This window comes from Rhodopseudomonas sp. BR0G17 (assembly GCF_010907025.1).
GTDB classification, from domain to species: Bacteria; Pseudomonadota; Alphaproteobacteria; order Rhizobiales; family Xanthobacteraceae; genus Rhodopseudomonas; species Rhodopseudomonas palustris_H.
In genome coordinates, this window is sequence record NZ_QUML01000001.1 from 407,085 (window position 1) to 430,446 (window position 23,362).

A 23,362-nucleotide genomic window follows, 5' to 3' on the forward strand; every position below is an offset into this window, starting at 1 on the left:
CCAGCTCCTCAAAACAGCGCCCCCGCGCTTATGGCGGGGGCTGTACAAATGGTCGAACTCAGTTCTTCTCGATCCGGATCACCTGTGGCCGGCCGCTGATCACCTTGTCGCGCTGCACGGCTTGCAGCGCGCGGCGCACCGCGTCTTCAGCGGTGGCGTAAGTAATCAGGATCACCGGCACCGGGACCGACGATTTGGCGGCCTTGCCATTGGCATCGACGCTGCGGTGCGGATGCCGCTGCACGATCGACTCGATCGAGATGTCCTGCTCGGCAAGCCGCTTGGCGATGGTCGCGGCGGTGCCGGCGTGATCGCGCGCCAGCAGCCGCAAGTAATAGCCGCCCTCGTGGCGTTGCATCGGCGCCTTCGCGGTGGCCTTCAGCCCGGATACCGGCCGGCCGAACGGCACTGCGCGGATGCCGCGGGCGACATCGGCGATATCCGCCACCACCGCGGATGCGGTCGCGGCGGCACCGGCGCCGGCGCCGACCAGGGTGATCGGCGGAATGCCGTCGCCGTCGATCGAGACGGCGTTGGTCACGCCCATCACCTGGGCGATCGACGAGGTCTTCGGCACCATGGTCGGATGCACGCGCTGCTCGATGCCCTTGGCGGTGCGGACCGCCACGCCGAGCAGCTTGACGCGATAGCCGAGGTCATCGGCCGCGCGGAGATCTTCCGGCGTGATCGAGCGGATACCTTCGACGTAAACCGAGCTCTCCGACACCTTGGTGCCGAACGCGAGGCTGGCGAGGATCGCCAGCTTCTGCGCGGTGTCGTGGCCGTCGATATCGAAGGTCGGATCGGCTTCGGCGTAGCCGAGCCGCTGGGCGTCGGCGAGGCAGTCGTCGAACGACAGCCCCTCCTGCTCCATCCGGGTCAGGATGTAGTTACAGGTGCCGTTGAGGATGCCGTAGATCCGGTCGATGTCGGTGCCGGCGAGGCCCTCGCGCAGCGTCTTGATCACCGGGATCGCGGCGCCGACGGCGGCCTCGTAGTTCAGCGCCGCATTGTGCTTCTCGGCAAGCGACGCCAGCTTGAGGCCGTGCTTGGCGATCAGCGCCTTGTTGGCGGTGACCACCGCCTTGCCGGCGGCCAGCGCCGCTTCGATCGCCGGACCGGCGGGATCGCCGGCGCCGCCGATCAGTTCGACGAAGCAATCGACCTCGGGATCGGTGGCGATCGCCAGCGGGCTCTTGGCCCATTTGATGCCGGACAGATCAAGCCCGCGCTTCTTCGCTTTGGAGCGTGCGGTGACCGCGACCACCCGCACGGGGCGGCCGCAGCGAGCGGACAAGGTCCGCTCCTGCCGTTCGATGACGCGGACGACTTCGGCACCCACGGTGCCGAGACCCGCAATACCCACTCTGAGTGGCGCGACCATGACGCGCTGACCTGCTGCCGGAACCGGCGTTTCTTGGGGAAGAACCCGGAGGCCGGCGGGCGGCCCCCAATGACGGGCCTATCGCTGAGCAGCGAGAGGCACGACGTTGTGCAACGTTTCGACGCCGCTTTCAAGGAAGCGCCGGACGCCGCGCGCCGCCTGGCGGATGCGCTGCTCGTTTTCCACCATCGCGATGCGGACGAAGCCCTCGCCGTGCTCGCCGAAGCCGACGCCGGGCGACAACACGACACCGCACTTCTCCACCATCAGGGTGGCGAACTGCATCGAGCCGATCTCGCGGAAGGCCGGCGGCAGCGGCGCCCAGGCGAACATCGACGCCGACGGCGGCGGGATGTCCCAGCCGGCGCGGCCGAAGCTCTCGACCAGGATGTCGCGGCGCTTCTTGTAGGTCTCGCGCATCTCCTTGATGCAGTCGTCCGGACCGTTCAGCGCGGCGGTGGCGGCGACCTGGACCGGGGTGAAAGCGCCGTAATCGAGATACGACTTCACGCGGGCCAGCGCGGCGATGATGCGCTCGTTGCCGACCGCGAACCCCATCCGCCAGCCGGCCATCGAGAACGTCTTCGACATCGAGGTGAACTCGACGGTGACGTCCATCGCGCCCGGCACCTGCAGCACCGACGGCGGCGGATTGTTGTCGTCGAAATACACTTCGGCGTAGGCCAGATCCGACAGGATCATGATCTCGTGCTTCTTCGCGAACGCCACCAGATCCTTGTAGAAGTCGAGGCTGGCCACATAGGCGGTCGGGTTCGACGGATAGCAGGCGATCAGCGCGATCGGCTTGGGGATCGAATGGATGATCGCCCGCTCGGCCGCGGCGAAGAAATCCGGGGTCGGCTCGGACGGCACCGAGCGGATCACGCCGCCCGCCATCAGGAAGCCGAAGGCGTGGATCGGATAGCTCGGGTTCGGGCACAGCACGACGTCGCCGGGGGCGGTGATCGCCTGGGCGACGTTGGCGAAGCCTTCCTTGGAGCCGAGAGTCGCGACCACCTGGGTGTCGGGGTTCAGCTTCACGCCGAATCGGCGTTCGTAATAAGCGGCCTGAGCCCTGCGGAGACCGGTGATACCGCGGGAGGCGGAATAGCGGTCGGTGCGCGGCTTGCCGAGGGTGTCCTTTAGCTTCTCCAGGACGTGCGGCGGAGCCGGCAGGTCCGGATTGCCCATCCCGAGATCGATGATGTCGGCTCCGGCGTTGCGCGCGGCGGCCTTGGCCCGGTTGACCTGCTCGAACACGTAGGGCGGCAAGCGGCGGATGCGGTAGAATTCTTCCATGGTCCTCGACTCCGGGTAACGGTGGGATCGTTACCGCGTTCTTGATCGGAGGGGAATCCGATAAACGTGCAGCAACGCCCTGATTCGATCGAATTTGCGGCTGTTTGCGACAAGGCTGACATGCAGCCCGCTCGCGATCGTCACCTGCCCCGGCGGCGGGTCGTCGATGGCGGCGTCGGTCCGGCTATCTCGACGCCGCCGTTCTGGCGGCCGCGGTGCCCGCGGCCGGCGCGGCGGCACCTGCAGCGGCATTCGCGTTCGCTTGGCGTTCGCGGGCTGCAATCAATTCCTGCTCGATCTTATTGCGCTCGGCGGGCGCCAAAACCGCTTCATCGCGATTGGCCGGCAAATCGTTCACGGCCGGAAAAGCGTCGGCTTGCTTAGGCTTGGCGGGGGCATCGCTGCTGCCGAGCAGCGGCATATCGGACAGCGAGACCGAGCAGCCGCCGAGCGCGCAGCCGGCCACGACCAGCGCAGCTGCCACAGCAGCCCGCATGCCGGGTCCCGTCCGTCCACCCGTGCCTGCCACTCGCATCACCCTGCTTGCCTTCACGCGGCCCCGCCTTCCCGATCGTCGCCGCTCGCAACAATCGTCGCACTCGAGGATTAAACCTTAGCTCATTTCGCCTCGAACCGGCCAGCGCCGAGCGGCGACATTAACCGACCCGACCGCCTCAGTGGGATGCCAATGTGGCTAAATCAAGCGCAATTTGTCGCACTGCAGCACATCGAAATCAGCGACGTTTACCGAACTATGCCATCATCCGGGGGCGCGACGACAAATCTCAGCGGATTTTCTGCACTGGATTGTAGTGTTGATTCATGACCGACATGCTCGCAGAACCCAAGGCGGCCCCGAAGTTCGATCCTGACGCATTCGCCCGCAATCTGGCGCAGGCGATGGAGACTGGTAGCCAGGCGCTTGCGACGATGATGAAGTCGCAGAACGGTGCCGTGCCACCGGACGGTCATCCGCCGGCCGGTCTGACCGAAATGGTGAAGAGCTTCTCCACCGTCGCCAATTACTGGCTGTCCGACCAGGACCGTTCCAAAGAGCTGCAGCAGCGGCTCGGCAAGTCGTATCTCGAACTGTGGGGCGCGGCCTCCAAGCGCCTCGCCGGCGAACAGGCCGAACCGGCGATCGCCCCCTCGCCGCGCGACAAGCGGTTCGCCTCACCGGAATGGAAGGCCAACGCGTTCTACGACTTCCTGATGCAGGCCTATCTGCTCACCACGCAGTGGGCGGACGAATTGGTCAAAAACGCCGAGATCGATCCGCACACCAAGCGCAAGGCGGCGTTCTACGTCCAGCAGCTCACCACCGCGCTGGCGCCCTCCAACTTCGTGATGACCAATCCCGAGCTGACGCGCCACACGCTGGAGGCCAGCGGCGACAACCTGGTGCGCGGCATGAAGATGCTGGCCGACGACATCCAGTCCGGCCGCGGTCACCTCAAGATCCGGCAGTCCGATCCGGCCGGGCTCGAGGTCGGCGTCAACATGGCGGTCACCCCCGGCAAGGTGATCTTCCAAAACGAGATCATGCAGCTCATCCAGTATGAGCCCGCCACCGAGACGGTGCAGCGCACGCCGCTGCTGATCGTGCCGCCGTGGATCAACAAATACTACATTCTCGACCTGAAGCCCGAGAAATCGTTCATCAAATGGTGCGTCGACCAGGGCCTCACCGTGTTCGTGATCTCCTGGGTCAACCCGGACAAGAGCCTCGCCGACAAGGATTTCGCCGACTACATGAAGCTCGGGCCGCTGACCGCGATGGACGTGGTCGAGAAGGTCACCGGCGAGATGAAGGTGCACACGCTGGGCTACTGCGTCGGCGGCACCCTGCTCGCCTCGACGCTGGCCTGGCTCGCCGAGCGCCGCCGGGTGCGGGTCACGTCGGCGACCTTCCTGACCACGCAGGTCGACTTCACCCATGCCGGCGACCTGATGGTGTTCGTCGACGAGGAACAGATTTCCGCGGTCGAGCGCGAGATGAAGGTCACCGGGGTGCTCGAAGGCGCCAAGATGGCGATGGCCTTCAACATGCTGCGGCCGAACGACCTGATCTGGTCCTACGTCGTCAACAACTACCTGAAGGGCCAGCCGCCGCAGGCGTTCGACCTGCTGCACTGGAATTCCGACGCCACAAGGATGCCGGCGGCGAACCACTCCTACTACTTGCGCAACTGCTACCTCGACAACAAGCTGTCGGCCGGCACCATGGTGCTGGACAACACCACGCTCGACCTCGCCAAGGTCAAGGTGCCGATCTACAACCTCGCCACCCGCGAAGACCACATCGCTCCGGCGGAGTCGGTGCTGTACGGTTCGCAGTTCTTCGGCGGTCCGGTGAAATTCGTGCTGTCCGGCTCGGGCCACATCGCCGGCGTGATCAATCCGCCGGCGGCGAACAAGTACCAGTTCTGGACCAACCCAGACATCTTCGCCGGCTCGGTCGCCAACTGGCTGAACGGGGCCGAGGAGCACAAGGGGTCGTGGTGGCCGGACTGGCGCGCCTGGATCGGCGCGTTCGACGACGAACAGGTCCCCGCCCGCGCCATCGGCAACGAAGCCTACCCGCCGCTGGAAGATGCGCCGGGCAGCTACGTCAAAGTGAGGTCCTGACCGACGCGCGGCGGCAAAGCTTTAGCCGCGCGTCGATCGAGTCAGTTCGCCAGCTTCGCCTCGACCACCCGAGCGGTGCGCAGCAGCTTGGCGTCCTCGCCAAAGCCAGCGACCACCTGCAGGCCAAGCGGCAGGCCGCGGCCAGACCGGGCGATCGGCATCGTCAGTGCCGGCACGCCCAGCATCGTCCACAGCGCGCAAAAGCTGGCGTCGCCGGTATAGGCCAGTCCTTCCGGAGCCTCGCCGGGCGCCGGCACCGTCACGATGCCGTCGAGACCACTGAGATGCCGCGGAAGCTCCTCGCGCAGGGATGCCTGCAGTTGCCGGGCTTCGATGTAGCGCGGTGCGCTGATCGCGTTGCCGGTCGCCACCAGCTCCTTGAGCTGCGGGCTGGTCAAATCGGGATGTTGCGTGATCAGCCCGTCGAAGATCGCGGCCGCCTCCGCCGCCAGAATGATCTCCGCAGCTTCGAACCCCTTCCAATAGCGCTCGGGAAGCTCCAGCGGTACAATGCTGGCCCCTGCGCGCTGGAGCGTCTCCAGCGCCGCCTCGAACGCCTGGTTCTGTTCGGCACTGACCCGATCCCAGATCGGCGGGCGAACTACACCCAGCCGCAGTGACGAGGCGACAGGAAGCACGTCTCCATCGACGGCTTCGGCTGCCGTCCCCGCGTCGGCGCCGTCGGCCAGCAAGCCAAATGCGAACGCAGCGTCCTCGACCGATCGGGTCAAGAATCCGACGTGATCGAGCGATTGCGCCAATGGGTGAACGCCATCGCGAACAATCGCGCCGAAGCTCGGTTTGAAGCCCACGATGCCGCAATAGGCAGCGGGGCGTACCACCGAACCGACCGTCTGGGTGCCGAGCGCCATCGGCACGATGCCGGCCGCCACCGCGGCCGCCGATCCGCTCGACGAACCGCCGGGCGTGTGCTGCGGATTGTTGGGGTTGACCGTTGGCCCCGGGCTCCGCCAGGCAAATTCGGTGCTCACCGTTTTGCCGAACACGATGCCGCCAAGCTGTTTGATGCGCGCCACGATCGGCGCGTCGTGATCCGGGATGTGGTCGGCATAGACCCGTGATCCGTTGGTAGTCGGAATGCCGGCCGTCGCGATGATGTCCTTGATGCCGATCGGGATGCCGGCGAGCGGCCCCTCTCCGCCCGTGAGCTGATCTCCGGGCAGCCGATGACAGAACGCTTTCAGCCAAGGCTCGACCTCGTCGGCGCGCTGGGTGCAACTGGCAATGTAATCGGCGGGGCTCAACGTTCCTTCACGGAACGCGCGATGGACTGCGAGCAGTCCCAGCGGATGCGACATGGTTGAGATCGTCCTTGAAACGCAAAAGAAGACGCCGGCGATCGCCTCCGATCGCCGGCGTTATGGGCTTAGTTATTTCAGCGCGAGCGCCGGCTTGACGTAGTCCTGAATGACGAAGTCCTCGTACTTCGGCGCCTGCTTCAGATTGCCGAGCGCGATCTGGGTCTGCATCGCGGTCTCGTAGGCCTGCTGTGTGGTCTGCACGCTGCTCGGATAGACGTTTTCGGCGATCATCCGACGGACGGCCGCCTCGACGATCTTCGGATCCAGCGTCGGGAATTCCTTCTGGGCGATCGCGACCGCATCATCGGGATTGTTCTTCATGAAGCGCAGCGCCAGCTCCATCGCGTTGACCACCGCCTGCGCATCCTTCGGATCGACGTTCTTGCGAGCGGTGATCGACGAGAACGCATACGGACCGTAGGCTTTCGGGAAGCCGATCACCACCTTCATGCCCTTGGCCACCACCTGATCAAGGCCCGGCTCATACAGCACCGCCACCTTGGCCTGACCGCCGAGGAATGGCCCCGGCTCGGAGCCGATCTGCACCTGCAGCAGATCGACGTCGGTGTCAGGCTTCATGCCGTTGTCCTTGAGCAACTTCATGAACAGCGAGGTGCTGGTGGTCGGCATCAGGCCGGCCACGACCTTCTGGCCCTTCAGATCCTGGAGCGTGTCATATTTGAAGTCGGGCGCCGCAGCGACCCACACCGCGGCGCCATTCACCACGTTGCAGATGATGCCGACATCGGCGCCCTTCGAGTTGGCGATCGCAGTCCATTCCGGGCCGTGGATCGAGAACGACGCACTCCCCGACAGGACCGCGGACAACGCTGTGGTCGGCGAGCCTGCGGTCTCCTTGTCGACGTCGAGGCCCTGCTGCTTGAAGAAGTCCTTATCCAGCGCGACGTAGAACGGCAGGTAGAGCATGGACTGGAAGGCCTGAGAGATTTTGACCTGCTTGGCCATCGCGGCGGTGGGAACCACCGTCGAAGCTACTAACGACGCCACGACGGTGGCTGCACCGACAAGTCTTCCGATCGAACGCATAAGGTTTCGGCTCCGAGGTTGGGTGAAGGATGTGGTGGGAGTGGGTGCGGCGCGTCTAGGCCTGAATCCGGACGTGTCCGGTGTCCTGCTTCCAGGGAAGCAGGTAGCGCTCGAGCGCATCGATCCCGTGGTAGAGCACGAAGCCCATGAACATCAGGACGAACAGGCCGACCCAGACCGAGTTGAGGTCGTAGAGGCTCGATGCGTTGTAAACGAGATGGCCAAGGCCACGCTTGGACGAGATGAACTCTCCGACCACCGCGCCGACCAGAGCAAAGCCGATGTTGATCCGGAAGGTCGCGATGATCGCCGGCAGCGACGACGGAACGACCACGCTGTAGAAGATCTGGTGTTTGGAGCCGCCCATCGACAACATCAGCGACTGCAGATCCTTATCGCTGTCTTTGGCGGCTTGATACGCCGCGATCAGCGCCACCAGCGCCGTCATCGACACCACCAGCACCACCTTCGACAACAGGCCTGTGCCGAACCACAGCAGGATCACCGGGGCGAGAGCAATCTTCGGAACGCTGTTGAGCGCCACGATGAAGGGCTCGACCATCCGGGCGATGAAGATTGAGTACCACATCGCCAGACCGAGAACCGAACCGACGATGGTGCCGACGACGAAGCCGATCAAAGCTTCGTAGAGGGTGTAGCCGCTGTCGACGAACAGCGATCCGTCGAGCAACTGGGTCTCGAACCGCACCCAGATCCCCGACGGCTTCCCGACCAGGAACTCCGAGATCCAGCCCATGCGGACTCCGAGCTCCCACAGCAGGAAGAACGCGACCACCGCGAGCGCCTGCAGCGCGGTGCGACCGAGATGCGTGTCGAAGGTGACGACCAGACGCTGGGTCAGGCTGATCGTTTCGCGATTGGGCCGGATGGCAGTGCCGCCGGTGCGGGGTGCGACGTCTGTTGCGCTGGTCATCAGTTGGACTTCACTTTTCGGGTCTGAATGTCGAGCTCACCGCAGAGCATGTGGAAATAATCGGAGAAGCGGTGATCGCTGCGCGCCTCCACGGGACCGGTGCGCTCGATGTCGATGTGATGGACATTCTTGACCCGCGTCGGCCGCCCGCTCAGGGCGACGACGCGCTTGGACAAGGCGACCGCTTCGTCGACGTCGTGGGTGATCAGAATGACGGTCTTGTTGAAGGTCTCGACCGCTTCCATCAGCACGCCTTCGAGATAGAGGCGCGTCTGGTAGTCGAGCGCGGAGAACGGCTCGTCGAGCAGCAGGATGTCGGGATCCATGATCAGCGTCCGGATCAGCGCCACACGCTGGCGCATGCCGCCCGACAAGGTCTTCGGATAGGCCTTCTCAAATCCCGAGAGACCGAAGGTCGACAGATATTCCCGCGCAGTGTCGAGCGCTTCGGCATCGGCGACGCCACGCACGCGCAGGCCGAGCAGCACGTTCTCCAGCACCGTCCGCCAGGGAAACAGCAGGTCCTTCTGCATCATGTAGCCGATGCGGCCGCGCAGACTGCTGACCTGCTCCCCGCGATAGATCAGGCTGCCGCTATCGGCATTCAGTAGTCCCGCGATCACGTTGAAGATCGTCGTCTTGCCGCAACCGCTCGGCCCGATGATGCTGACGAAATCGCGCTCGTAGATGTCGAAGGACAGTCCGTCGAGAACTGGCACCGGGCCCCCTTTTCCGGGAAACACCTTGCGAACGTCTCGAACGCTGAGTTGGATCTGCGGCTCTGCCATGGATTTGCTCCTTTGCGAATGCTTTGCAAAGCCCATGCCAGCACATTCGACAAAGGTCGAAGAACGCCAATTCCCGCTGCAGCGCAGGCGATTAGCGAAAGGTCGCCTGCCCTCGCGGCAGATGCCGCCGCCGTGCTTCGCCCCATCCCGCCGCTCAAATGCATTGTGCATTGTGCACACCGAAGCGGCACCGGTCCGGGCGCGTTCTGTGATATCGAGATTGAAACGACGACTAATCCGCGCGCGAGACGAAGCTGCCGACGGCTGCCTCGTGATCGCCTCGGCGATCGGCACTTAAGGGAGTGAAAGATGCGGAGACGTGGACAACCCACGACGGTCCGCCAGCATGTCCTACTCGATCTGCGGACCAAGATTCTGCAGGGGCGCTATCCGGCCGGCACGAGGCTGCGGCAGGAAGAGATCGCGCGTCAGCTCGACGTCAGTACGACGCCGGTGCGCGAAGCGTTTCGCGACCTGCTGTCGGAAGGGCTGATCTCACTCGACGCACGGCGCGGCGCCGTCGTTCGCGGGCTGACGCTGGACGACGTGCAGGAGATCTACCAGATGCGAATGCGCCTGGAGCCTCTGTTGGCCGCCCGCTCCTTCGATCGCGTCACTGACGACGATCTCGCCCGCGCCGATGCCTGCCATCGCAAGATGTGCGGCAAGGTCTCGGCGCAAAGCTGGGCCAATCTCAACGAGGAATTTCACGCCGCCCTGACCGGCAACACCACCGGCGGCCGGCTCGGCAGCGTGGTTTACAACCTTGCCCATGCGGCCTCGCCTTATGTCGTCCTGTCACTGTTCGCCGATCCGGATATCCGCGACATGAACAACCGCGATCACGCCGAACTGCTGGCGCTCTATCGGAGCCGCGACCGCGAAGGTGTAGTGGCAACGACCGAGCGCCATCTGGCGCAGACATTGCGACTGATCGAACAGGAGGCGCAATTGAAGTTGGCGCCCGCTCCGACAGACGTCAGCGAACTGCTCACCGAGGCCCGTTGAGGCCGACCGACCGACGCTAGGTCCCCGACACCCAGGCCAGCAGCAGCGCGAAACCGGCGAGACCGACGGTGACGTGCGTGCCGAGCAGGACGTTGGCGCCGACCGGCGAGCGCCGAGCCAGCGCGGCGATGAAGCCGGAGAAGGCCGATACCGCGAACAGACCGGCCGCGATCTTGCCGAAAGAGACGCTATCCGTCGTCGCAGCTCCATCCGGCGTGCCGTGCAACAGCATAACGAGCGTCTCGAGCCCGCCAAAGCCAAGCAGCATGTGCAGCGCGACCAGCCCCTGCTTGCGGTCACCGCGCAGATAAAGCAGCCCGAGATACAACCCCAACGCCGTCGCCGCGCTGAGGATCACCAGCACAGGAGCCACCGTCATTCCGCCTCCGAAGCCGTTTGAATGGAACGGAGCGATTTAAGCATGACGGCGGGAACTTGAGAACAGATCCGAAAGAGCGTCGCCTCGCCGTCATTCCGGGGCGCGAGCGCTACTCGCGAACCCGGAATGACGGAGACAAACAGCAGCCGCCTACGCCACCGATTTGGCGTGGGTGAGCTGGTTGATCTTGCGGATGTGCTCCACGGCGTCCTGGGCGGCCTGGGTGTGGGTGAACAGCTCCAGCTCCTCGACCTCGTGGTCGCCGACCGGGGTGATCGCGGTGTCGGTGTAGCTCAGCCGGTTCGGGTCGCTGCGGATCTTGCGGCGCAGGCCGTCGATCCAGAACCAGTGCCGGACGTTCTGCACCAGCTTGCGGGCCCCTTCCGCGATCAGCTTCGGATAGAACACCAGCGCCGGCTCGACCGGCAGCGACGGGCGGCGGTCCAGCCGATACTTTAGCCGGATGATGCCACCCTGCAGCGGGTGGACCTTCTCGATCCGCACCATCGACGAGAACAGGAAGATCATCGACGCCAGCCGTGACACGCCGACACCGGTCGCGGCGGCGCGGCGCATCATCCGTTCGATGTGCTCGGCCGAATAGTACAGCTCCCAAGCCTTGAGATACGCGCCCTGCCACTCCTCCCGGCTCATCTTCGGATGCGGCGTGACCACGTGTTCGATGTCGAACCGGTTGAGATCGCTGTCCATCGCCACGCCCTGATTGAACAGGCGCTGGTGATCCTCGGAGCCCGGCAACGGCGTCAGGCAGAAGAACTCGAGGATATCGAGCGGCAGCTCCTTCTGGATGATCGCAATATCTTCGGCGATGCTCTCCGGCGTGTCGTGCGGGAACCCGAGGATATAGCCCGCATAGGTGATCACCCCGGCCTTTTTCCAGGCCAGCAGCATCTGCCGATATTCGGTGATCTTGTTCTGACGCTTCTTCGCCGAAGCGAGATTTTGCGGGTTGATACTCTCCAATCCGAGGAATGTACGGACCACGCCCGCAGCCCGCGCCTTCTCGATGAAGCCATCGATCTTGTGGCACAGCGTGTCGACCTGGATGACCAGCTTGATGTCCCTCTGCCCGGTCGCAGCAAATTCGCGGCGCAGCGCGGCGAGCCGATCGAGGATCACCTCCCAGTCCTTGTTGCGGGCGAAGTTGTCGTCGGTCATGAAGAACCAGTTGACGCCCTGCGCCATGTTGGCGCGCACCAAGCGCTCGATATCGTCGGCGCTGCGGCCGCGCGACTTGCGGCCCTGGACGTTGATGATGGTGCAGAACGAGCACTGATACGGACAGCCGCGGCCGGCATCGAACGAGGTCTGCAGGCTAAAGGTGCCCTTGAGAAATTTGCGCGGCAGCACCGGCGTCGGCACGCCCTCCAGGCACGGCAGGTCGTTCAGGTATTTGTAGAGCGGCTTCAGCGCGCCGCTGGCGGCGTCACGCAGCAGCTCGTCGCAGCGGCCTTCGAGCTCGCCGGCATACAGGGTGACACCGAGGTCGAGCGCCTGCTGCAGATCGGGCTGGATCCCGGGGAGCATCGCGATGCAGCCGGAGACGTGGAAGCCGCCGATCGCCACCGGAACGCCGGCGGCCCGCAGCGGCCGGGCGATATCCATCGCGCGCGGGAACTGATTGGACTGAACCCCGACGATGAACACCAGCCCGAAGAAGTCTTGGGCCCGGAACCGCTCGATGATCTGCGGAATACGCGTTCGGGTGTTGATCTCGTCGGCAGCGGTAATGTCGATCTCGACGTCGCCCAACGCGCGGCGCTGCCGGGCGTCCTCCACTAGGCTGTAAACCACCGCCAGTGAGTTGGAGGGAATGAATGACCTGAACCACTGAATGACGTAGCCGTCGTCATCGTAATGCGACGGTTTGATCAGTGCGATCTGGAACCGCTTTGACGGCCGCGCCGCCGGTTGCACACTCGCCATTGCCGCCCTCACCTGCTCTCGCAACCGAAAGCGATCCCGCCTTCGGCCTCCCGCGTGGAGCTTGGCTCAGGTCGCCGGGCGCTGGCAAGGACGCCCGGCACAACTCACTCAATTATCACTGCAAGCTAATCGCATATGCTGCAGCCGTGGTACTAACCGTGCGCTAACTGAACAGCAGCCGACTTGGTGAGACGCAACAGCAACACTGTGTCTCACTTTGCACAGTCGCCTGGGAACTCAGTGACGGTAAGCAGTCACTCCGGCTTCCGTACCGTGACATGAAGGAACTGAGCAAGTTCCTGGTCGAACCCCTTGCCTTCGCTGGTCTCGACCGCGACCGATGCCCAAGTGCCAGCTTCCGCATAACGCCCACGAAGCCACTCCTCGGACGGGTAATTGTAGTAGCGCGCGAGCTTGTCCCGCCCCTCGCTGTCGCCGGACTTGTAGCTGGCATAGAACAGTCCGCCGGGCTTCAGCGCCCGCCAGATCAATTTCAGCACGTCGGCAAGCTCATCGCGCGGCACGTGCAGCAGGCAGGCGTGAGCCCAAACCGCATCGTAAGCGTCGATCGCGTCGAGCTGATGGAACAACATGGTGCGGACCGGTCGCCCGAGCCGGCGCGAAGCCTCAGCGGCGAGTTCCGGGGAGCCGTCGGTCGCATCCACATCGAAGCCGGCCGCGAGCATCGCTTCGGCCTGGTAGCCGGCCCCGCAGCCGAGCTCGAGGATCTTGGCGCCCGCCGGCAGTTCGCCCAGGAATTTGGTCAGCGTCGCGCTCCGCGGCTGACGCTCGGCGTAAGCGGTGGCATTGCCGCGGTAGAACCGCAGCGTGTCGTCGTCGAAAGCTTGAGTCATGTCAGGTTCCAAAAATGACGTGGCTCCCGCCCAAAGGACGGGAGCCACTCCACAGCAAAGCGAGGCGGCTAATCGACCCCGCCAGTATCAGGCAAGCCGAGCATCAGCCGCATGTTCTGCACGGCGGCACCGGAGGCGCCCTTGCCAAGATTGTCGAGCCGCGCCACCAGCACCGCCTGGCGGTGCGTGTCGCTGCCGAACACGTAGAGTTCGAGCTGATTGGTGTCGTTCAGCGCTTCCGGCTCGATCCGGCCGCCCGCGTACGGCGCAGCATTCAGAGGCGGCACCGACACATAGGTGCTGCCGGCATAACGCTGCGCCAGCGCGGCGTGCAGGTCGGCGACCGCCGGCTTGCCCGGCAGCGTATCGAGATGCAGCGGCACCGATACCAGCATGCCCTGGCGGAAGTTACCGACCGAGGGAATGAAGATCGGCCGCCGCGACAGAGCCGAGTACTTCTGGGTTTCGGGCAAATGCTTGTGCGCCAAGCCGAGGCCATACAGCTCGAACGCCGGCGCGGTACCGGCCTCGTAGGCCGCGATCATCGACTTGCCGCCGCCGGAATAACCGCTGACGGCGTTGATCGTCACCGGATAGTCGGCCGGCAGCAGGCCGGCGTCGACCAGCGGCCGTAGCAGCGCGATGCCGCCGGTCGGGTAGCAGCCGGGATTGGCCACCTTCTTGGCGGTGCGGATCTTGTCGGCCTGGTCCGGCGCCAGCTCGGCGAAACCATAGACCCAGTCCGGGGCGACCCGGAACGCGGTCGAGGCGTCGAGCACCTTCGGGCCTGCCGCGCCGAGCTCGTCGATCAGCGCCACCGTCTCCTTGGCGGCATCGTCCGGCAGGCACAGGATGACGAGATCGACTTCGGCCATCAGCGCGCGCTTGGCGCCAGGATCCTTGCGCTTGTCGTCGGGGATGTCCTTCACGGTGACCTGGCCGTGGCGGGCCAGCCGCTCGCGGATGCCGAGGCCCGTGGTGCCGGCGGCGCCGTCGATGAACACCACCGGCTTGCCGCTCGCAGCCTTCGCCTGGCCTGGGAGGGTGCTGTCGGTCAGGGTCATGTGAAGCTCCTTGATCAAGCGGGTTCGCCGGCGAGTGCCGGGACGGTGTAATCCAGATGCGGCCGCAGCGCGACCATCTCGGCCGCGATTTCCTGCGAGCCGGCGTCGGGCTGACGCGCCAGCGCGGTGGCGACCGCGACGTGATCGGCGTCGGACTTGTGCTGGTTGAGCTTGAAGCTGCCCGCCACCGAATCCACCCGCATCATCACCCCGACGATCGCCTGCTTCATCGCATTGCGCCGGCCGGCCGCCATCTTGGCCATGGTCCACGGCCGCTTCGGCGCCAGCGCGGTCTCGAACACGGCGCTGACGTCGTCGAGCTGCGCCTCCAATTCGCTGGCGGACATCACCGCCGCCGGCCCCGTCAGCTGCACGCTGCGATACAGCCAGGTCGGCACCTGGTCCGGGGATGCGTACCAGTCCGCCGACACATAGGCATGACCGGCGGTCACCGCCATCAGCCACGGGGTGCGGGCGTCGGCGCAGCGCGCCAGCGGGTTGTTGCGCGCGATGTGGAACGACAACAGCGGGGTGCCGTCGCTGGCATATTGGATCGCGAATGGCAGCGGCGAAGCGATCGGCCCGGCGGCGTCATGGGCGCAAGCGAGGCCGAAACCGCGCGCCGCCGCGAACGCAAGGCAGGCGGACCGGTCGGGCTTGAACTGGGGTGGCGCATACATGGCGATAAGCTCCTGATTTGAACGGGAGCCGCCGGATCGATGCGCGTAAGGGGGATTTGAAGCTCACCTGCCGCGGACCGTAACCGGCGGCAGGGACGACGCTGTCAGACGCGCGCGTCAACCCATGCCGCGGGAATGCGGCGGCGGGCTTTGGCGGTGGTGAGCGCGTTGAGCATGGCGCGTTGATAGGAGCGGTTACGTACCAGGTCAACCCATGACGCGCGCAGATCTCAGGCTCGCTCATGGCGGCGCTGCCGCACGCATAGCTTGCCAATCGCGCGATGGGGCTGTATTTCCCCGCGCACTGGTCGGCAGTTCACCAAGGCGTCGCTGTCCCCTCGGGGAAGCTAAACCTGCCTGTTTCCTTGATCGGCAGACACTTATCCCGTGCCGCCGTCGTAAGTCAGCGACCAACGACATTCATCGTTCGGCACGATCGAGGATGAGGTCATGACCAGAACTGCTTTCCCCTTCGCCACCCAGGATGTGTCCGCGCTGGCGCGTGCGCTCAACCGCGAGCTCGACGCCCAGGGCCACAAGCTCGGCCATGTCGAGATGCTGAACCTGCTGGCGCGCTCGGCCGGCTATCGCAACTTCCAGCACTTCCGCGCCCAGTTCGACGCCGAGGAGCAGCTGCAACGCCAGCCCGAGCCGGAGCCGGTCCCCGATCTGCAGAAGGTCGCGCAGGCGACGCGTTACTTCGATGCGAGCGGCGGTCTCGCCCGCTGGCCGAAGAAGGCCAGCTATCGCCTGCTCTGCCTATGGGTGATGTGGTCGCGCGTGCCGGCGGGCCGCGAACTCAGCGAGAAACAGCTCAACGAGCTGCTGCTCGCCCATCACGGCTTCGGCGATCACGCGCTGCTGCGACGCATGATGTGCGACTACGGCCTGATGACCCGCACCCGCGATGGCCGGGTGTATCGCCGGGTCGAACAGAAGCCGCCGCCGGAGGGCGTGGCGCTGATCCGCCACCTCGCCCCGCGGCTCGCGGCCTGAGCCCCCGGCCCTTGCGAGGAGCACCCGGACCGGCGCTCCGCGACGAAGCAATCCAGCTCCGCTCATTGAGCTCTGGATTGCTTCGCTGCGCTCGCAATGACGATATTCTCAAGTCTCGGGAACGATCTCAGATCACCGGATTCCACGGCGACGGCACCAGGCGGTAGCCGTCGGCGGTCTTTTCGACATGCCCCATCGCCGGGAACGGGAAATGGAAGCCCTGCACCCGCATCTTCTCGGCGGCGAGCATGTCGTAGGTCTTGCGGCGGGTGGTCTCGGCCATCGCCGGATCCTGATCGAACATCAGGTGCCAGCCCGGATGCGTGACGAACAGCGCCGGCACGTTGGTGACGTCGGACTGGATGAACACCTTGTCGGCGCCGGACGACAGCACGAACGAAGTGTGGCCGGGCGTGTGGCCGCGGGTCTCGACCGCCAGCAGGCCCGGCGCGACGTCCTTGCCCCACTCGTAGGGCGTGACCTTCTTGTTGAGCCCGGTGTCGAACACTTTCCGCGCGGTCTGGAACACGCTCTGCATCCGGCCCGCCGGCGCCCGGCTCATCTCGCCGTCGTCCATGAAGTATTTCCACTCCGCGGCCGGGACCAGCACCTCGGCGTTCGGAAACGCCGGCTGCCCCGACGCGTCAAGCAGGCCGTTGATATGGTCGCCGTGGAAATGAGAGATCACCACCAGATCGACGGCCTTCGGATCGAACCCTGCGGCCGCCATGTTGCTGGCGAATTGGCCGACATTGCCCTTGCTCGACGCGAACGCGCCGGGGCCGTTGCCGGTGTCGAGCACCACCAGCTTGCCGCCGGTGTTGATCACCAGCGGCGCGAAATGGATCGAGACTTTGTCCTTGGGCAGGAACGCCGCTTCCAGCGCCTCGCCGACGTCGTCCTTCATGGCGTTGAGCACGAAGCCGTCGGCCAGCGGAAAGGTGCTGATGCCGTCGGACACCACGTTCACCTGAACGTCGCCGACCCGGTAGCGATAGTAGCTCGGCGCCTGCTTGTCGGCGACCGGCGCCGCGGCGTGGGCGGGCGCGCTGCGCAGCAGCGGTGCCGCCGCGAGCGCGGCAGTCGCAGTGAGGGCGTGACGTCGGGTCAGATCCATGGCGTGTCCTCGCTGGTGATTTGCGGCGCAGTCTAAGCCGCAACTCATGGCGCGATCACGTCATGACGCGCATTTGATCGGGACCGTCAGACCGAGCGCAGGATCCAACCGAGCCCGATCGACAGCCCGTCGCCGAACAGCAGCAGCACCGCCGACCACACCAAGGCCGACACCACATTGGCGATCTGGAACGGCCAGAATGGCATCTCGAAGATGCCCGCCGCGAGCGGCACCGAGGCGCGCAGCGGCCCGAAGAACCGGCCGATGAAGATGCTGGGCACGCCCCATTTGCGGACGAAGTCCTCACCCCGCCGCAGCAGCCCGGGATATTTCGACAGCGGCCAGATCTGGGCGACGTTGTCCTTGTAGCGGTAGCCGAACCAATATGAGACCCAGTCGCCGAGCGCAGCGCCGACGCCGCCGGCGATCCATACCGGCCAGAAGCTGAGGCCGGAGACGCCGATCAGCGCCCCGATCGCAACCAGGGCGCCCCAGGCCGGGATCAGCAGCGAAATGAAGGCGAGCGACTCGCCGAAGGCCAGCGCCAGGACGACGGGTGCGGCCCACGCCTGATGCTGGCGCACGAACTCGGCGATGTCGTGGATATAGGCTTCCATTGTCTTTCAGGTGGCCGCCGTCCCCCGACGCGACCTTTCATATGGCTGTCGCAATAGCACGGACCACGGCGGGTCCAACATGCGACACGCCCTCCCGACCAGACCGGCATGGCCGCAATGCGGCCGGCCGGCGCGACCTCGCGCCTCAGCCCGGAAGATTGATCCGGCACAAGCCTTTGCCGGTATTAAGGTATCGCTGCAACGCAGGGTCCCGAGGCGCGTCGGCTCTATTCAACCCTGCCCGAGGAGCCTATATGGCCTCCCGGTAGTCGGTCGGCACCGGTTTGCGGGGTGCACATTCTCGTGCATCCGCCCGGCCCGCAGCCCCTGTCGACGCCCTGCGCCGGCCGGGTCTCGACCCAGCGTCACACCCGTAGCCCTTCCATGGCATAGTGCAACACAGCGATTCGTACGGCTTCGGCCGTTCGCACGACATCAGAACAGACTCCAGGACTCATGGCCAAGGCATTGAAGGCAAGCTCGAAATCGAAATCAGCCAGCGACCTGTTCGGGGCTGCGCCGAAGCCCGCCGAGCCCAAGGCGGCGGCGAAGCCGAGCGGCGCCGAGGACGGTTATACCGCCGCGGACATCGAGGTGCTGGAGGGGCTGGAGCCGGTCCGGCGCCGGCCCGGCATGTATATCGGCGGCACCGACGAAAAGGCGCTGCACCATCTGTTCGCCGAAGTGATCGACAACTCGATGGACGAAGCGCTGGCGGGCTACGCCACCTTCATCGAGGTCGAGCTGTCGGCCGACGGCTTCCTCACCGTTTCCGATAACGGACGCGGCATTCCCGTTGATCCGCATCCGAAATTCCCGAAGAAGTCGGCACTCGAAGTGATCATGTGCACGCTGCACGCCGGCGGCAAATTCGACAGCAAGGTGTACGAGACCTCGGGCGGTCTGCACGGCGTCGGCGTCAGCGTCGTCAATGCGTTGTCGTCGCGTCTTGAAGTCGAAGTGGCGCGCAATCAGCAGCTGAGCCGCATGGTGTTCGAGCGCGGCCATCCCAAGGGCAAGCTCGAGGACCTCGGCAAGGTCAACAACCGCCGCGGCACCCGCGTCCGCTTCAAGCCCGACACCGAGATCTTCGGCGCCAAAGCCGCGTTCAAGCCGCAGCGTCTGTTCAAGATGGCGCGGTCGAAGGCGTATCTGTTCGGCGGCGTGAAGATCCGCTGGAAGTGCGATCCCGAACTGCTGAAAGGCATCGAGGACGTCCCGGCCGAGGACGAGTTTCACTTCCCCGGCGGCCTGAAGGACTTCCTCGGCGCCGCGATCCACAACGACACGCTGGTGCACCCGGACATCTTCGCCGGCAAGTCGGGCCGCAACGGCGCGCACGGCGCGTGCGAATGGGCGGTCGCCTGGACGGCCGATGCCGACGGCTTCCTGTCGTCGTACTGCAACACCGTGCCCACGCCCGACGGCGGCACTCACGAATCCGGCCTGCGCAGCGCCCTGCTCCGCGGCCTCAAGGACCACGCCGAGCGCGCCGGCCAGGGCAAGCGCGCCTCGTCGATCACCTCGGAAGACGTGATGGTCGGCGCCGCGGTGATGCTCTCGGTGTTCGTGCGCGAGCCTGAATTCCAGGGCCAGACCAAGGACCGCCTCGCCACCGCCGAAGCGCAGAAGATCGTCGAACAGGCGATCAAGGATCCGTTCGACCATTGGCTGTCCGGCAACCCGGTGCAGGCTACCAAGCTGCTCGACTTCGTCATCGAGCGCGCCGAGGAGCGGCTGCGCCGCCGCCAGGAAAAGGAAATCTCGCGCAAGACTGCGGTGAAGAAGCTGCGGCTGCCGGGCAAGCTGGCGGACTGCACCTCGACCGCGGCCGAAGGCTCCGAGCTGTTCATCGTCGAGGGCGACTCGGCCGGCGGCAGCGCCAAGCAGGCGCGCGACCGCTCGACACAGGCGGTGCTGCCGCTGCGCGGCAAGATCCTCAACGTCGCCTCCGCCGGCAAGGACAAGGTGGTGGCGAACGCCCAGCTGTCGGACCTGATCCAGGCGCTCGGTGTCAGCACCGGGGTGAACTACCGCGAGGAAGATCTGCGCTATTCGCGCATCATCATCATGACCGACGCCGACGTCGACGGTGCCCACATCGCCTCGCTGCTAATCACCTTCTTCTACCGGCAGATGCCGAAGCTGATCGACGAGGGCCACCTCTATCTCGCCGTGCCGCCGCTGTACCGGCTGACCCATGGCGCCAAGACGGTTTACGCCCGCGACGACGCTCACAAGGAAGAGCTGCTGCGGAAGGAATTCAACGCCAACGCCAAGGTCGATGTCGGCCGCTTCAAAGGTCTTGGCGAGATGATGCCGGCGCAGCTCAAAGAGACCACGATGGATCCGGCCAAGCGCACGCTGCTGCGCGTCGTGCTGCTCCCCGACGACCGCGACGGCACCGCCAATTCGGTCGAGCGGCTGATGGGCACCAAGGCGGAAGCCCGTTTCGCCTTCATCTCCGAGAAGGCCGAGTTCGCCAGCGACGAGTTGCTGGACGTGTGAGACGAAGACGCGCCGCCGCCGGAAGCGGCGGCGCAGACCTCGCGGCTATCGCGCCTTGACGCCTTCGACCACGCCGGTCGGCTCAGGGCTGAGCACACGATAGATCACGCCGCCGAGCACGCCGCCGATCAGCGGCGCCACCCAGAACAGCCAGAGCTGACCGATCGCCCAGCCGCCGACGAACAGCGCTGGACCGGTGCTGCGGGCCGGATTGACCGAGGTGTTGGTCACCGGAATGCTGACCAGATGGATCATCACCAGCGCCAGGCCGATCGCCAGCGGCGCGAAGCCGGCCGGCGCCTTGCCGTGGGTCGAGCCCATGATCACAAACAGGAACATCATGGTCATCACCACTTCCATGACGAAGCAGGCGACCAGATTGTACTGGCCCGGCGAATGCGCGCCGTAGCCGTTTGAGGCAAAGCCCTTGGCGAGGTCGAAGCCGGCCGCGCCGCTGGCGATCAGATACAGCAGCGCCGCCGCGGCGATCGCGCCGAGCACCTGGGCGATGATGTACGGGGCGATCTGCTTGACCGGAAAACGTCCCCCCGCGGCGAGGCCCAGCGTCACTGCCGGATTGAGGTGACAGCCGGAGATGTGCCCGATCGCGTAGGCCATGGTGACGACGCTGAGCCCGAACGCCAGCGACACGCCGACAAGGCCGATGCCGACCTCGGGAAATCCCGCTGCGATCACCGCACTGCCGCAGCCGGCGAAGGTTAGCCAGAACGTGCCGATCATCTCAGCAAGATACTTATTAATATTCATGTCTCTTTCCTCGATCATCACGACCGAATTGACGGCGTGAGGCGCAGTGCTTTGCCGAGTGGTGGTGGCGGAGCTAAGCGAGGCCACGAGCGAATTGATGGCGCACTGCGTTTTTAATAAAGATTCGCAAACTGAATATCGCATATCAAATGCGACACTGCACAGGCATCGTCACCAGTCGATCTTGCTCGTACCGTCCGCACCTGATCGGCCGTGCGCCCTGCCCGCCCCGCCGAAACCAGCGAGGCTCGACGCGTTCGCTCGCAACCTTGCCGGCCATGCCACGTTGATCGCTCGGCAACTCGGAGCGGAGATCATGATGAGACCCTGGATCCTGGCGATCACCGCCGCGGCAATGCTGGGGCCAAACCTTGCACAGGCGCAGCAAGCGGACGGTTGGCAGCGCTACACGATCCGGGACAGCGGCGCCTCGGTCGCTGTGCCGACCGCGATCTTCAGCGACGATGGCGGAGCCGCACAGAATGGTCCGGGCCGCCGCTTCGTCACCGCGGATGGGCGGGCCGACCTCACGGTGCAGACCGTCGCCAACCCAAGCGGCATGTCTCCGGCCGCGTTCCTGGCGGCGCGCAAGCCGCCGTCGGGCATCATCTATCGCCGCGTCACCCCGCGGTTCTTCGTCGTCTCCAGCATCCGTAACGATCGCATCTGGTACAATCGCTGCAATCGAGCGGCGGGCGTGATGCACTGCGTGCTGATCAACTATCCCGCGGCCGAGAAGCGCCGCTGGGACCCGATCGTCACCCGGATCAGCCGCTCACTCAGCGGCGGCTAGTCCAGGTCGACCTTCGCGGGTCTTGTGCCGGTCGGCCAAACCGTGCCTAATTCGTCCATGCGCACATTGTTTCTCGTCATCGGCGTCATCGCCCTGCTCGTGGGGCTGGTCTGGACCGGCCAAGGCGCCGGCCTCATTCAATGGCCGGCTCAGAGTTTCATGATCAACCAGTCGCAATGGATGTGGTACGGCGCCTCGACCGCATTCGGCGGGCTGCTGCTGATCTTCATTTCGCGCAAGGCGTGAGACGGCACGCGGCAAGCGGCCGCCTCACGATGGTCAGCTCGCCGTGCGCAGCTTGTGATAGTCCATCGCCCTTAGATCGGTGAGCAGGTCGGGGCCGGTCGGTGTCCAGTTCAACCGGCTACGCGTTGCGGCGCTCGACGCCCGCATGTCTATCGCCATGAACGGCGCCAGCCAGCCGAAGTGACCGACCGCCTCGTCCGCCTGCAACGCGGCCACCGGAACGCCGAGACCTGCACCGATCGTCTCGGCGATTCGGCGCATACTGACGCCTTCCTCGGCGACCGCATGATAGCGGGCGCCAGCCTGGTGATGTTCGAGAGCGAGCCGATACAGGCGCGCGGCATCGTCGATATGGACAGCCGACCAAAGGTTGCTGCCGTCGCCCACATAGGCCGACACGCCCTTAGCCCGGCCGATGTCGATCAGTGGCGAGATCAGACCCTGCTTTTCGGTGTCGTGCACCTGCGGCAGCCGCACCACCGCTACCGAGACGCCCTTGCCGGCGGCCTCCCGGCCGGCGCGCTCGCTGGCGATCCGGGGCAAAGCGTGAGCCCAGTCGACCACCTCCTCCACGGCCGGCAGACCGGCCCCGGGGGAGGCCGATGCCGGTCGCCGACGTAATAATCAGCGGCCGGTCCGAGCCCTTCAGCACCTCCGCCAACGCGCTGATCACGCGCGCGTCCTTCGCGCAATTCTCAAGATAGCGCGAGAAGGTGTGATCAAACGCCGTGTGGATCACGGCATCCGCCTGCTCGGCCCCGCGCGCGAGACTGCCGGCGTCTTCCAGTGTGCCGCGATGAACGCTGGCGCCTGCCTGAGCCAGCCAACGCTCGCCCGCATCGGAGCGGGTCAGCCCGGTCACCTGATGGCCGGCGGCAAGCAGTTCTTTAAGGACGTGCGAACCGACGAAGCCAGTCGCACCAGTGAGGAAGACACGCATCAGACACCTCCGAGTTTGTTCGGCGGCAAATCTGGCGGTATGT

General features: G+C 65.3%; 21 protein-coding genes and 1 pseudogene. 6 read left to right on the forward strand and 16 right to left on the reverse strand.

All coding sequences use genetic code 11. The features are described from left to right. Positions 1–58: 58 nt before the first annotated feature. The 3 genes from DY467_RS02025 to DY467_RS02035 form a co-directional block, all read right to left on the reverse strand. Positions 59–1,384: a homoserine dehydrogenase gene (locus DY467_RS02025; protein ID WP_107355597.1), complete on the reverse strand. Its 1,326-nt coding sequence runs from the start codon at positions 1,382–1,384 to the stop codon at positions 59–61. Between the two features lie 78 nt (positions 1,385–1,462). After that, entirely contained in the window at positions 1,463–2,683 is a 1,221-nt protein-coding gene (locus DY467_RS02030; protein WP_164633831.1) for an LL-diaminopimelate aminotransferase, read from the reverse strand. A 184-nt stretch (positions 2,684–2,867) separates the two neighbouring features. Then, positions 2,868–3,167, reverse strand: a complete 300-nt coding sequence (locus DY467_RS02035) for a hypothetical protein (protein WP_502706435.1) — start codon at positions 3,165–3,167, stop codon at positions 2,868–2,870. A 338-nt stretch (positions 3,168–3,505) separates the two neighbouring features. Here DY467_RS02035 and DY467_RS02040 point away from each other — a divergent pair, with 338 nt between their 5' ends. Then, positions 3,506–5,311, forward strand: a complete 1,806-nt coding sequence (locus DY467_RS02040) for a PHA/PHB synthase family protein (RefSeq protein ID WP_164633832.1) — start codon at positions 3,506–3,508, stop codon at positions 5,309–5,311. 41 nt (positions 5,312–5,352) lie between these two features. Here DY467_RS02040 and DY467_RS02045 read toward each other — a convergent pair whose 3' ends face one another. From DY467_RS02045 to DY467_RS02060, 4 genes are all read right to left on the reverse strand, one after another. Continuing rightward, complete coding sequence (locus DY467_RS02045; protein ID WP_164633833.1) at positions 5,353–6,630, reverse strand: amidase; 1,278 nt, start codon at positions 6,628–6,630, stop codon at positions 5,353–5,355. Between the two features lie 72 nt (positions 6,631–6,702). Continuing rightward, positions 6,703–7,680, reverse strand: coding sequence for an ABC transporter substrate-binding protein (locus DY467_RS02050; protein ID WP_164633834.1), 978 nt, complete (start codon positions 7,678–7,680; stop codon positions 6,703–6,705). 55 nt (positions 7,681–7,735) lie between these two features. Beyond that, positions 7,736–8,614, reverse strand: coding sequence for an ABC transporter permease (locus tag DY467_RS02055; protein ID WP_107355592.1), 879 nt, complete (start codon positions 8,612–8,614; stop codon positions 7,736–7,738). Next, complete coding sequence (locus DY467_RS02060) at positions 8,614–9,696, reverse strand: ABC transporter ATP-binding protein (RefSeq protein ID WP_349627597.1); 1,083 nt, start codon at positions 9,694–9,696, stop codon at positions 8,614–8,616. The genes DY467_RS02055 and DY467_RS02060 overlap by 1 nt, the downstream gene beginning before the upstream one ends. Positions 9,697–9,711: 15 nt before the next feature. On the opposite strand from DY467_RS02060, the gene DY467_RS02065 reads away from it, so the two are divergent. Further along, the gene (locus tag DY467_RS02065; protein WP_164633835.1) at positions 9,712–10,410 is read left to right on the forward strand and encodes a GntR family transcriptional regulator; all 699 of its coding nucleotides are present in this window, start codon (positions 9,712–9,714) and stop codon (positions 10,408–10,410) included. A 16-nt stretch (positions 10,411–10,426) separates the two neighbouring features. On the opposite strand, the gene DY467_RS02070 is transcribed toward DY467_RS02065, so the two are convergent. The 5 genes from DY467_RS02070 to DY467_RS02090 form a co-directional block, all read right to left on the reverse strand. Then, entirely contained in the window at positions 10,427–10,789 is a 363-nt protein-coding gene (locus tag DY467_RS02070) for a hypothetical protein (protein WP_011158044.1), read from the reverse strand. Positions 10,790–10,939: 150 nt separating this feature from the next. Next, a complete protein-coding gene (locus tag DY467_RS02075; protein WP_164633836.1) occupies positions 10,940–12,736 on the reverse strand; it encodes a B12-binding domain-containing radical SAM protein in 1,797 nt (598 codons plus the stop codon). Between the two features lie 254 nt (positions 12,737–12,990). Further along, positions 12,991–13,590 (reverse strand): class I SAM-dependent methyltransferase, encoded by a 600-nt coding sequence (locus DY467_RS02080; protein WP_107355589.1) that lies wholly within the window; start codon positions 13,588–13,590, stop codon positions 12,991–12,993. 68 nt (positions 13,591–13,658) lie between these two features. Next, positions 13,659–14,654 (reverse strand): N-acetyl-gamma-glutamyl-phosphate reductase, encoded by a 996-nt coding sequence (gene argC / locus DY467_RS02085; RefSeq protein WP_164633837.1) that lies wholly within the window; start codon positions 14,652–14,654, stop codon positions 13,659–13,661. 14 nt (positions 14,655–14,668) lie between these two features. Continuing rightward, positions 14,669–15,334, reverse strand: coding sequence for an FMN-binding negative transcriptional regulator (locus DY467_RS02090; RefSeq protein WP_164633838.1), 666 nt, complete (start codon positions 15,332–15,334; stop codon positions 14,669–14,671). 450 nt (positions 15,335–15,784) lie between these two features. Between DY467_RS02090 and DY467_RS02095 the strand changes: the two genes are divergently transcribed. Beyond that, the gene (locus tag DY467_RS02095) at positions 15,785–16,330 is read left to right on the forward strand and encodes a DUF2087 domain-containing protein (RefSeq protein ID WP_164633839.1); all 546 of its coding nucleotides are present in this window, start codon (positions 15,785–15,787) and stop codon (positions 16,328–16,330) included. Between the two features lie 127 nt (positions 16,331–16,457). On the opposite strand, the gene DY467_RS02100 is transcribed toward DY467_RS02095, so the two are convergent. Both DY467_RS02100 and DY467_RS02105 read right to left on the reverse strand, forming a co-directional pair. Beyond that, positions 16,458–17,447 (reverse strand): MBL fold metallo-hydrolase, encoded by a 990-nt coding sequence (locus DY467_RS02100; protein ID WP_164633840.1) that lies wholly within the window; start codon positions 17,445–17,447, stop codon positions 16,458–16,460. Between the two features lie 86 nt (positions 17,448–17,533). Continuing rightward, on the reverse strand, positions 17,534–18,064 hold the full coding sequence (locus DY467_RS02105) for a DedA family protein (RefSeq protein ID WP_107344413.1): 531 nt from the start codon (positions 18,062–18,064) through the stop codon (positions 17,534–17,536). A 456-nt stretch (positions 18,065–18,520) separates the two neighbouring features. Between DY467_RS02105 and parE the strand changes: the two genes are divergently transcribed. Further along, on the forward strand, positions 18,521–20,572 hold the full coding sequence (gene parE / locus DY467_RS02110; RefSeq protein ID WP_164633841.1) for a DNA topoisomerase IV subunit B: 2,052 nt from the start codon (positions 18,521–18,523) through the stop codon (positions 20,570–20,572). Between the two features lie 45 nt (positions 20,573–20,617). On the opposite strand, the gene aqpZ is transcribed toward parE, so the two are convergent. Then, positions 20,618–21,340, reverse strand: coding sequence for an aquaporin Z (gene aqpZ / locus DY467_RS02115; protein WP_164633842.1), 723 nt, complete (start codon positions 21,338–21,340; stop codon positions 20,618–20,620). A gap of 316 nt (positions 21,341–21,656) precedes the next feature. Here aqpZ and DY467_RS02120 point away from each other — a divergent pair, with 316 nt between their 5' ends. Together DY467_RS02120 and DY467_RS02125 are read left to right on the forward strand one after the other, a co-directional pair. Then, positions 21,657–22,133 (forward strand): hypothetical protein, encoded by a 477-nt coding sequence (locus DY467_RS02120; protein ID WP_205501926.1) that lies wholly within the window; start codon positions 21,657–21,659, stop codon positions 22,131–22,133. A gap of 57 nt (positions 22,134–22,190) precedes the next feature. After that, positions 22,191–22,379: a hypothetical protein gene (locus DY467_RS02125; protein ID WP_042441071.1), complete on the forward strand. Its 189-nt coding sequence runs from the start codon at positions 22,191–22,193 to the stop codon at positions 22,377–22,379. 33 nt (positions 22,380–22,412) lie between these two features. On the opposite strand, the pseudogene DY467_RS02130 reads toward DY467_RS02125, so the two are convergent. Then, positions 22,413–23,319, reverse strand: a pseudogene (locus DY467_RS02130) (SDR family oxidoreductase). Positions 23,320–23,362 lie beyond the last annotated feature (43 nt).

What these genes read in the sequence shown, in the direction of transcription:
- DY467_RS02025 (WP_107355597.1), bottom strand. Translation starts at nt 1,384, where the DNA reads ATGGTCGCGCCACTCAGAGTGGGTATTGCGGGTCTCGGCACCGTGGGT.
- aqpZ (WP_164633842.1), bottom strand. Translation starts at nt 21,340, where the DNA reads ATGAATATTAATAAGTATCTTGCTGAGATGATCGGCACGTTCTGGCTA.
- DY467_RS02050 (WP_164633834.1), bottom strand. Translation starts at nt 7,680, where the DNA reads ATGCGTTCGATCGGAAGACTTGTCGGTGCAGCCACCGTCGTGGCGTCG.
- DY467_RS02075 (WP_164633836.1), bottom strand. Translation starts at nt 12,736, where the DNA reads ATGGCGAGTGTGCAACCGGCGGCGCGGCCGTCAAAGCGGTTCCAGATC.
- parE (WP_164633841.1), top strand. Translation starts at nt 18,521, where the DNA reads ATGGCCAAGGCATTGAAGGCAAGCTCGAAATCGAAATCAGCCAGCGAC.
- DY467_RS02080 (WP_107355589.1), bottom strand. Translation starts at nt 13,590, where the DNA reads ATGACTCAAGCTTTCGACGACGACACGCTGCGGTTCTACCGCGGCAAT.
- DY467_RS02070 (WP_011158044.1), bottom strand. Translation starts at nt 10,789, where the DNA reads ATGACGGTGGCTCCTGTGCTGGTGATCCTCAGCGCGGCGACGGCGTTG.
- DY467_RS02120 (WP_205501926.1), top strand. Translation starts at nt 21,657, where the DNA reads ATGATGAGACCCTGGATCCTGGCGATCACCGCCGCGGCAATGCTGGGG.
- DY467_RS02090 (WP_164633838.1), bottom strand. Translation starts at nt 15,334, where the DNA reads ATGTATGCGCCACCCCAGTTCAAGCCCGACCGGTCCGCCTGCCTTGCG.
- DY467_RS02125 (WP_042441071.1), top strand. Translation starts at nt 22,191, where the DNA reads ATGCGCACATTGTTTCTCGTCATCGGCGTCATCGCCCTGCTCGTGGGG.
- DY467_RS02040 (WP_164633832.1), top strand. Translation starts at nt 3,506, where the DNA reads ATGACCGACATGCTCGCAGAACCCAAGGCGGCCCCGAAGTTCGATCCT.
- DY467_RS02030 (WP_164633831.1), bottom strand. Translation starts at nt 2,683, where the DNA reads ATGGAAGAATTCTACCGCATCCGCCGCTTGCCGCCCTACGTGTTCGAG.
- argC (WP_164633837.1), bottom strand. Translation starts at nt 14,654, where the DNA reads ATGACCCTGACCGACAGCACCCTCCCAGGCCAGGCGAAGGCTGCGAGC.
- DY467_RS02095 (WP_164633839.1), top strand. Translation starts at nt 15,785, where the DNA reads ATGACCAGAACTGCTTTCCCCTTCGCCACCCAGGATGTGTCCGCGCTG.
- DY467_RS02105 (WP_107344413.1), bottom strand. Translation starts at nt 18,064, where the DNA reads ATGGAAGCCTATATCCACGACATCGCCGAGTTCGTGCGCCAGCATCAG.
- DY467_RS02045 (WP_164633833.1), bottom strand. Translation starts at nt 6,630, where the DNA reads ATGTCGCATCCGCTGGGACTGCTCGCAGTCCATCGCGCGTTCCGTGAA.
- DY467_RS02055 (WP_107355592.1), bottom strand. Translation starts at nt 8,614, where the DNA reads ATGACCAGCGCAACAGACGTCGCACCCCGCACCGGCGGCACTGCCATC.
- DY467_RS02100 (WP_164633840.1), bottom strand. Translation starts at nt 17,447, where the DNA reads ATGGATCTGACCCGACGTCACGCCCTCACTGCGACTGCCGCGCTCGCG.
- DY467_RS02065 (WP_164633835.1), top strand. Translation starts at nt 9,712, where the DNA reads ATGCGGAGACGTGGACAACCCACGACGGTCCGCCAGCATGTCCTACTC.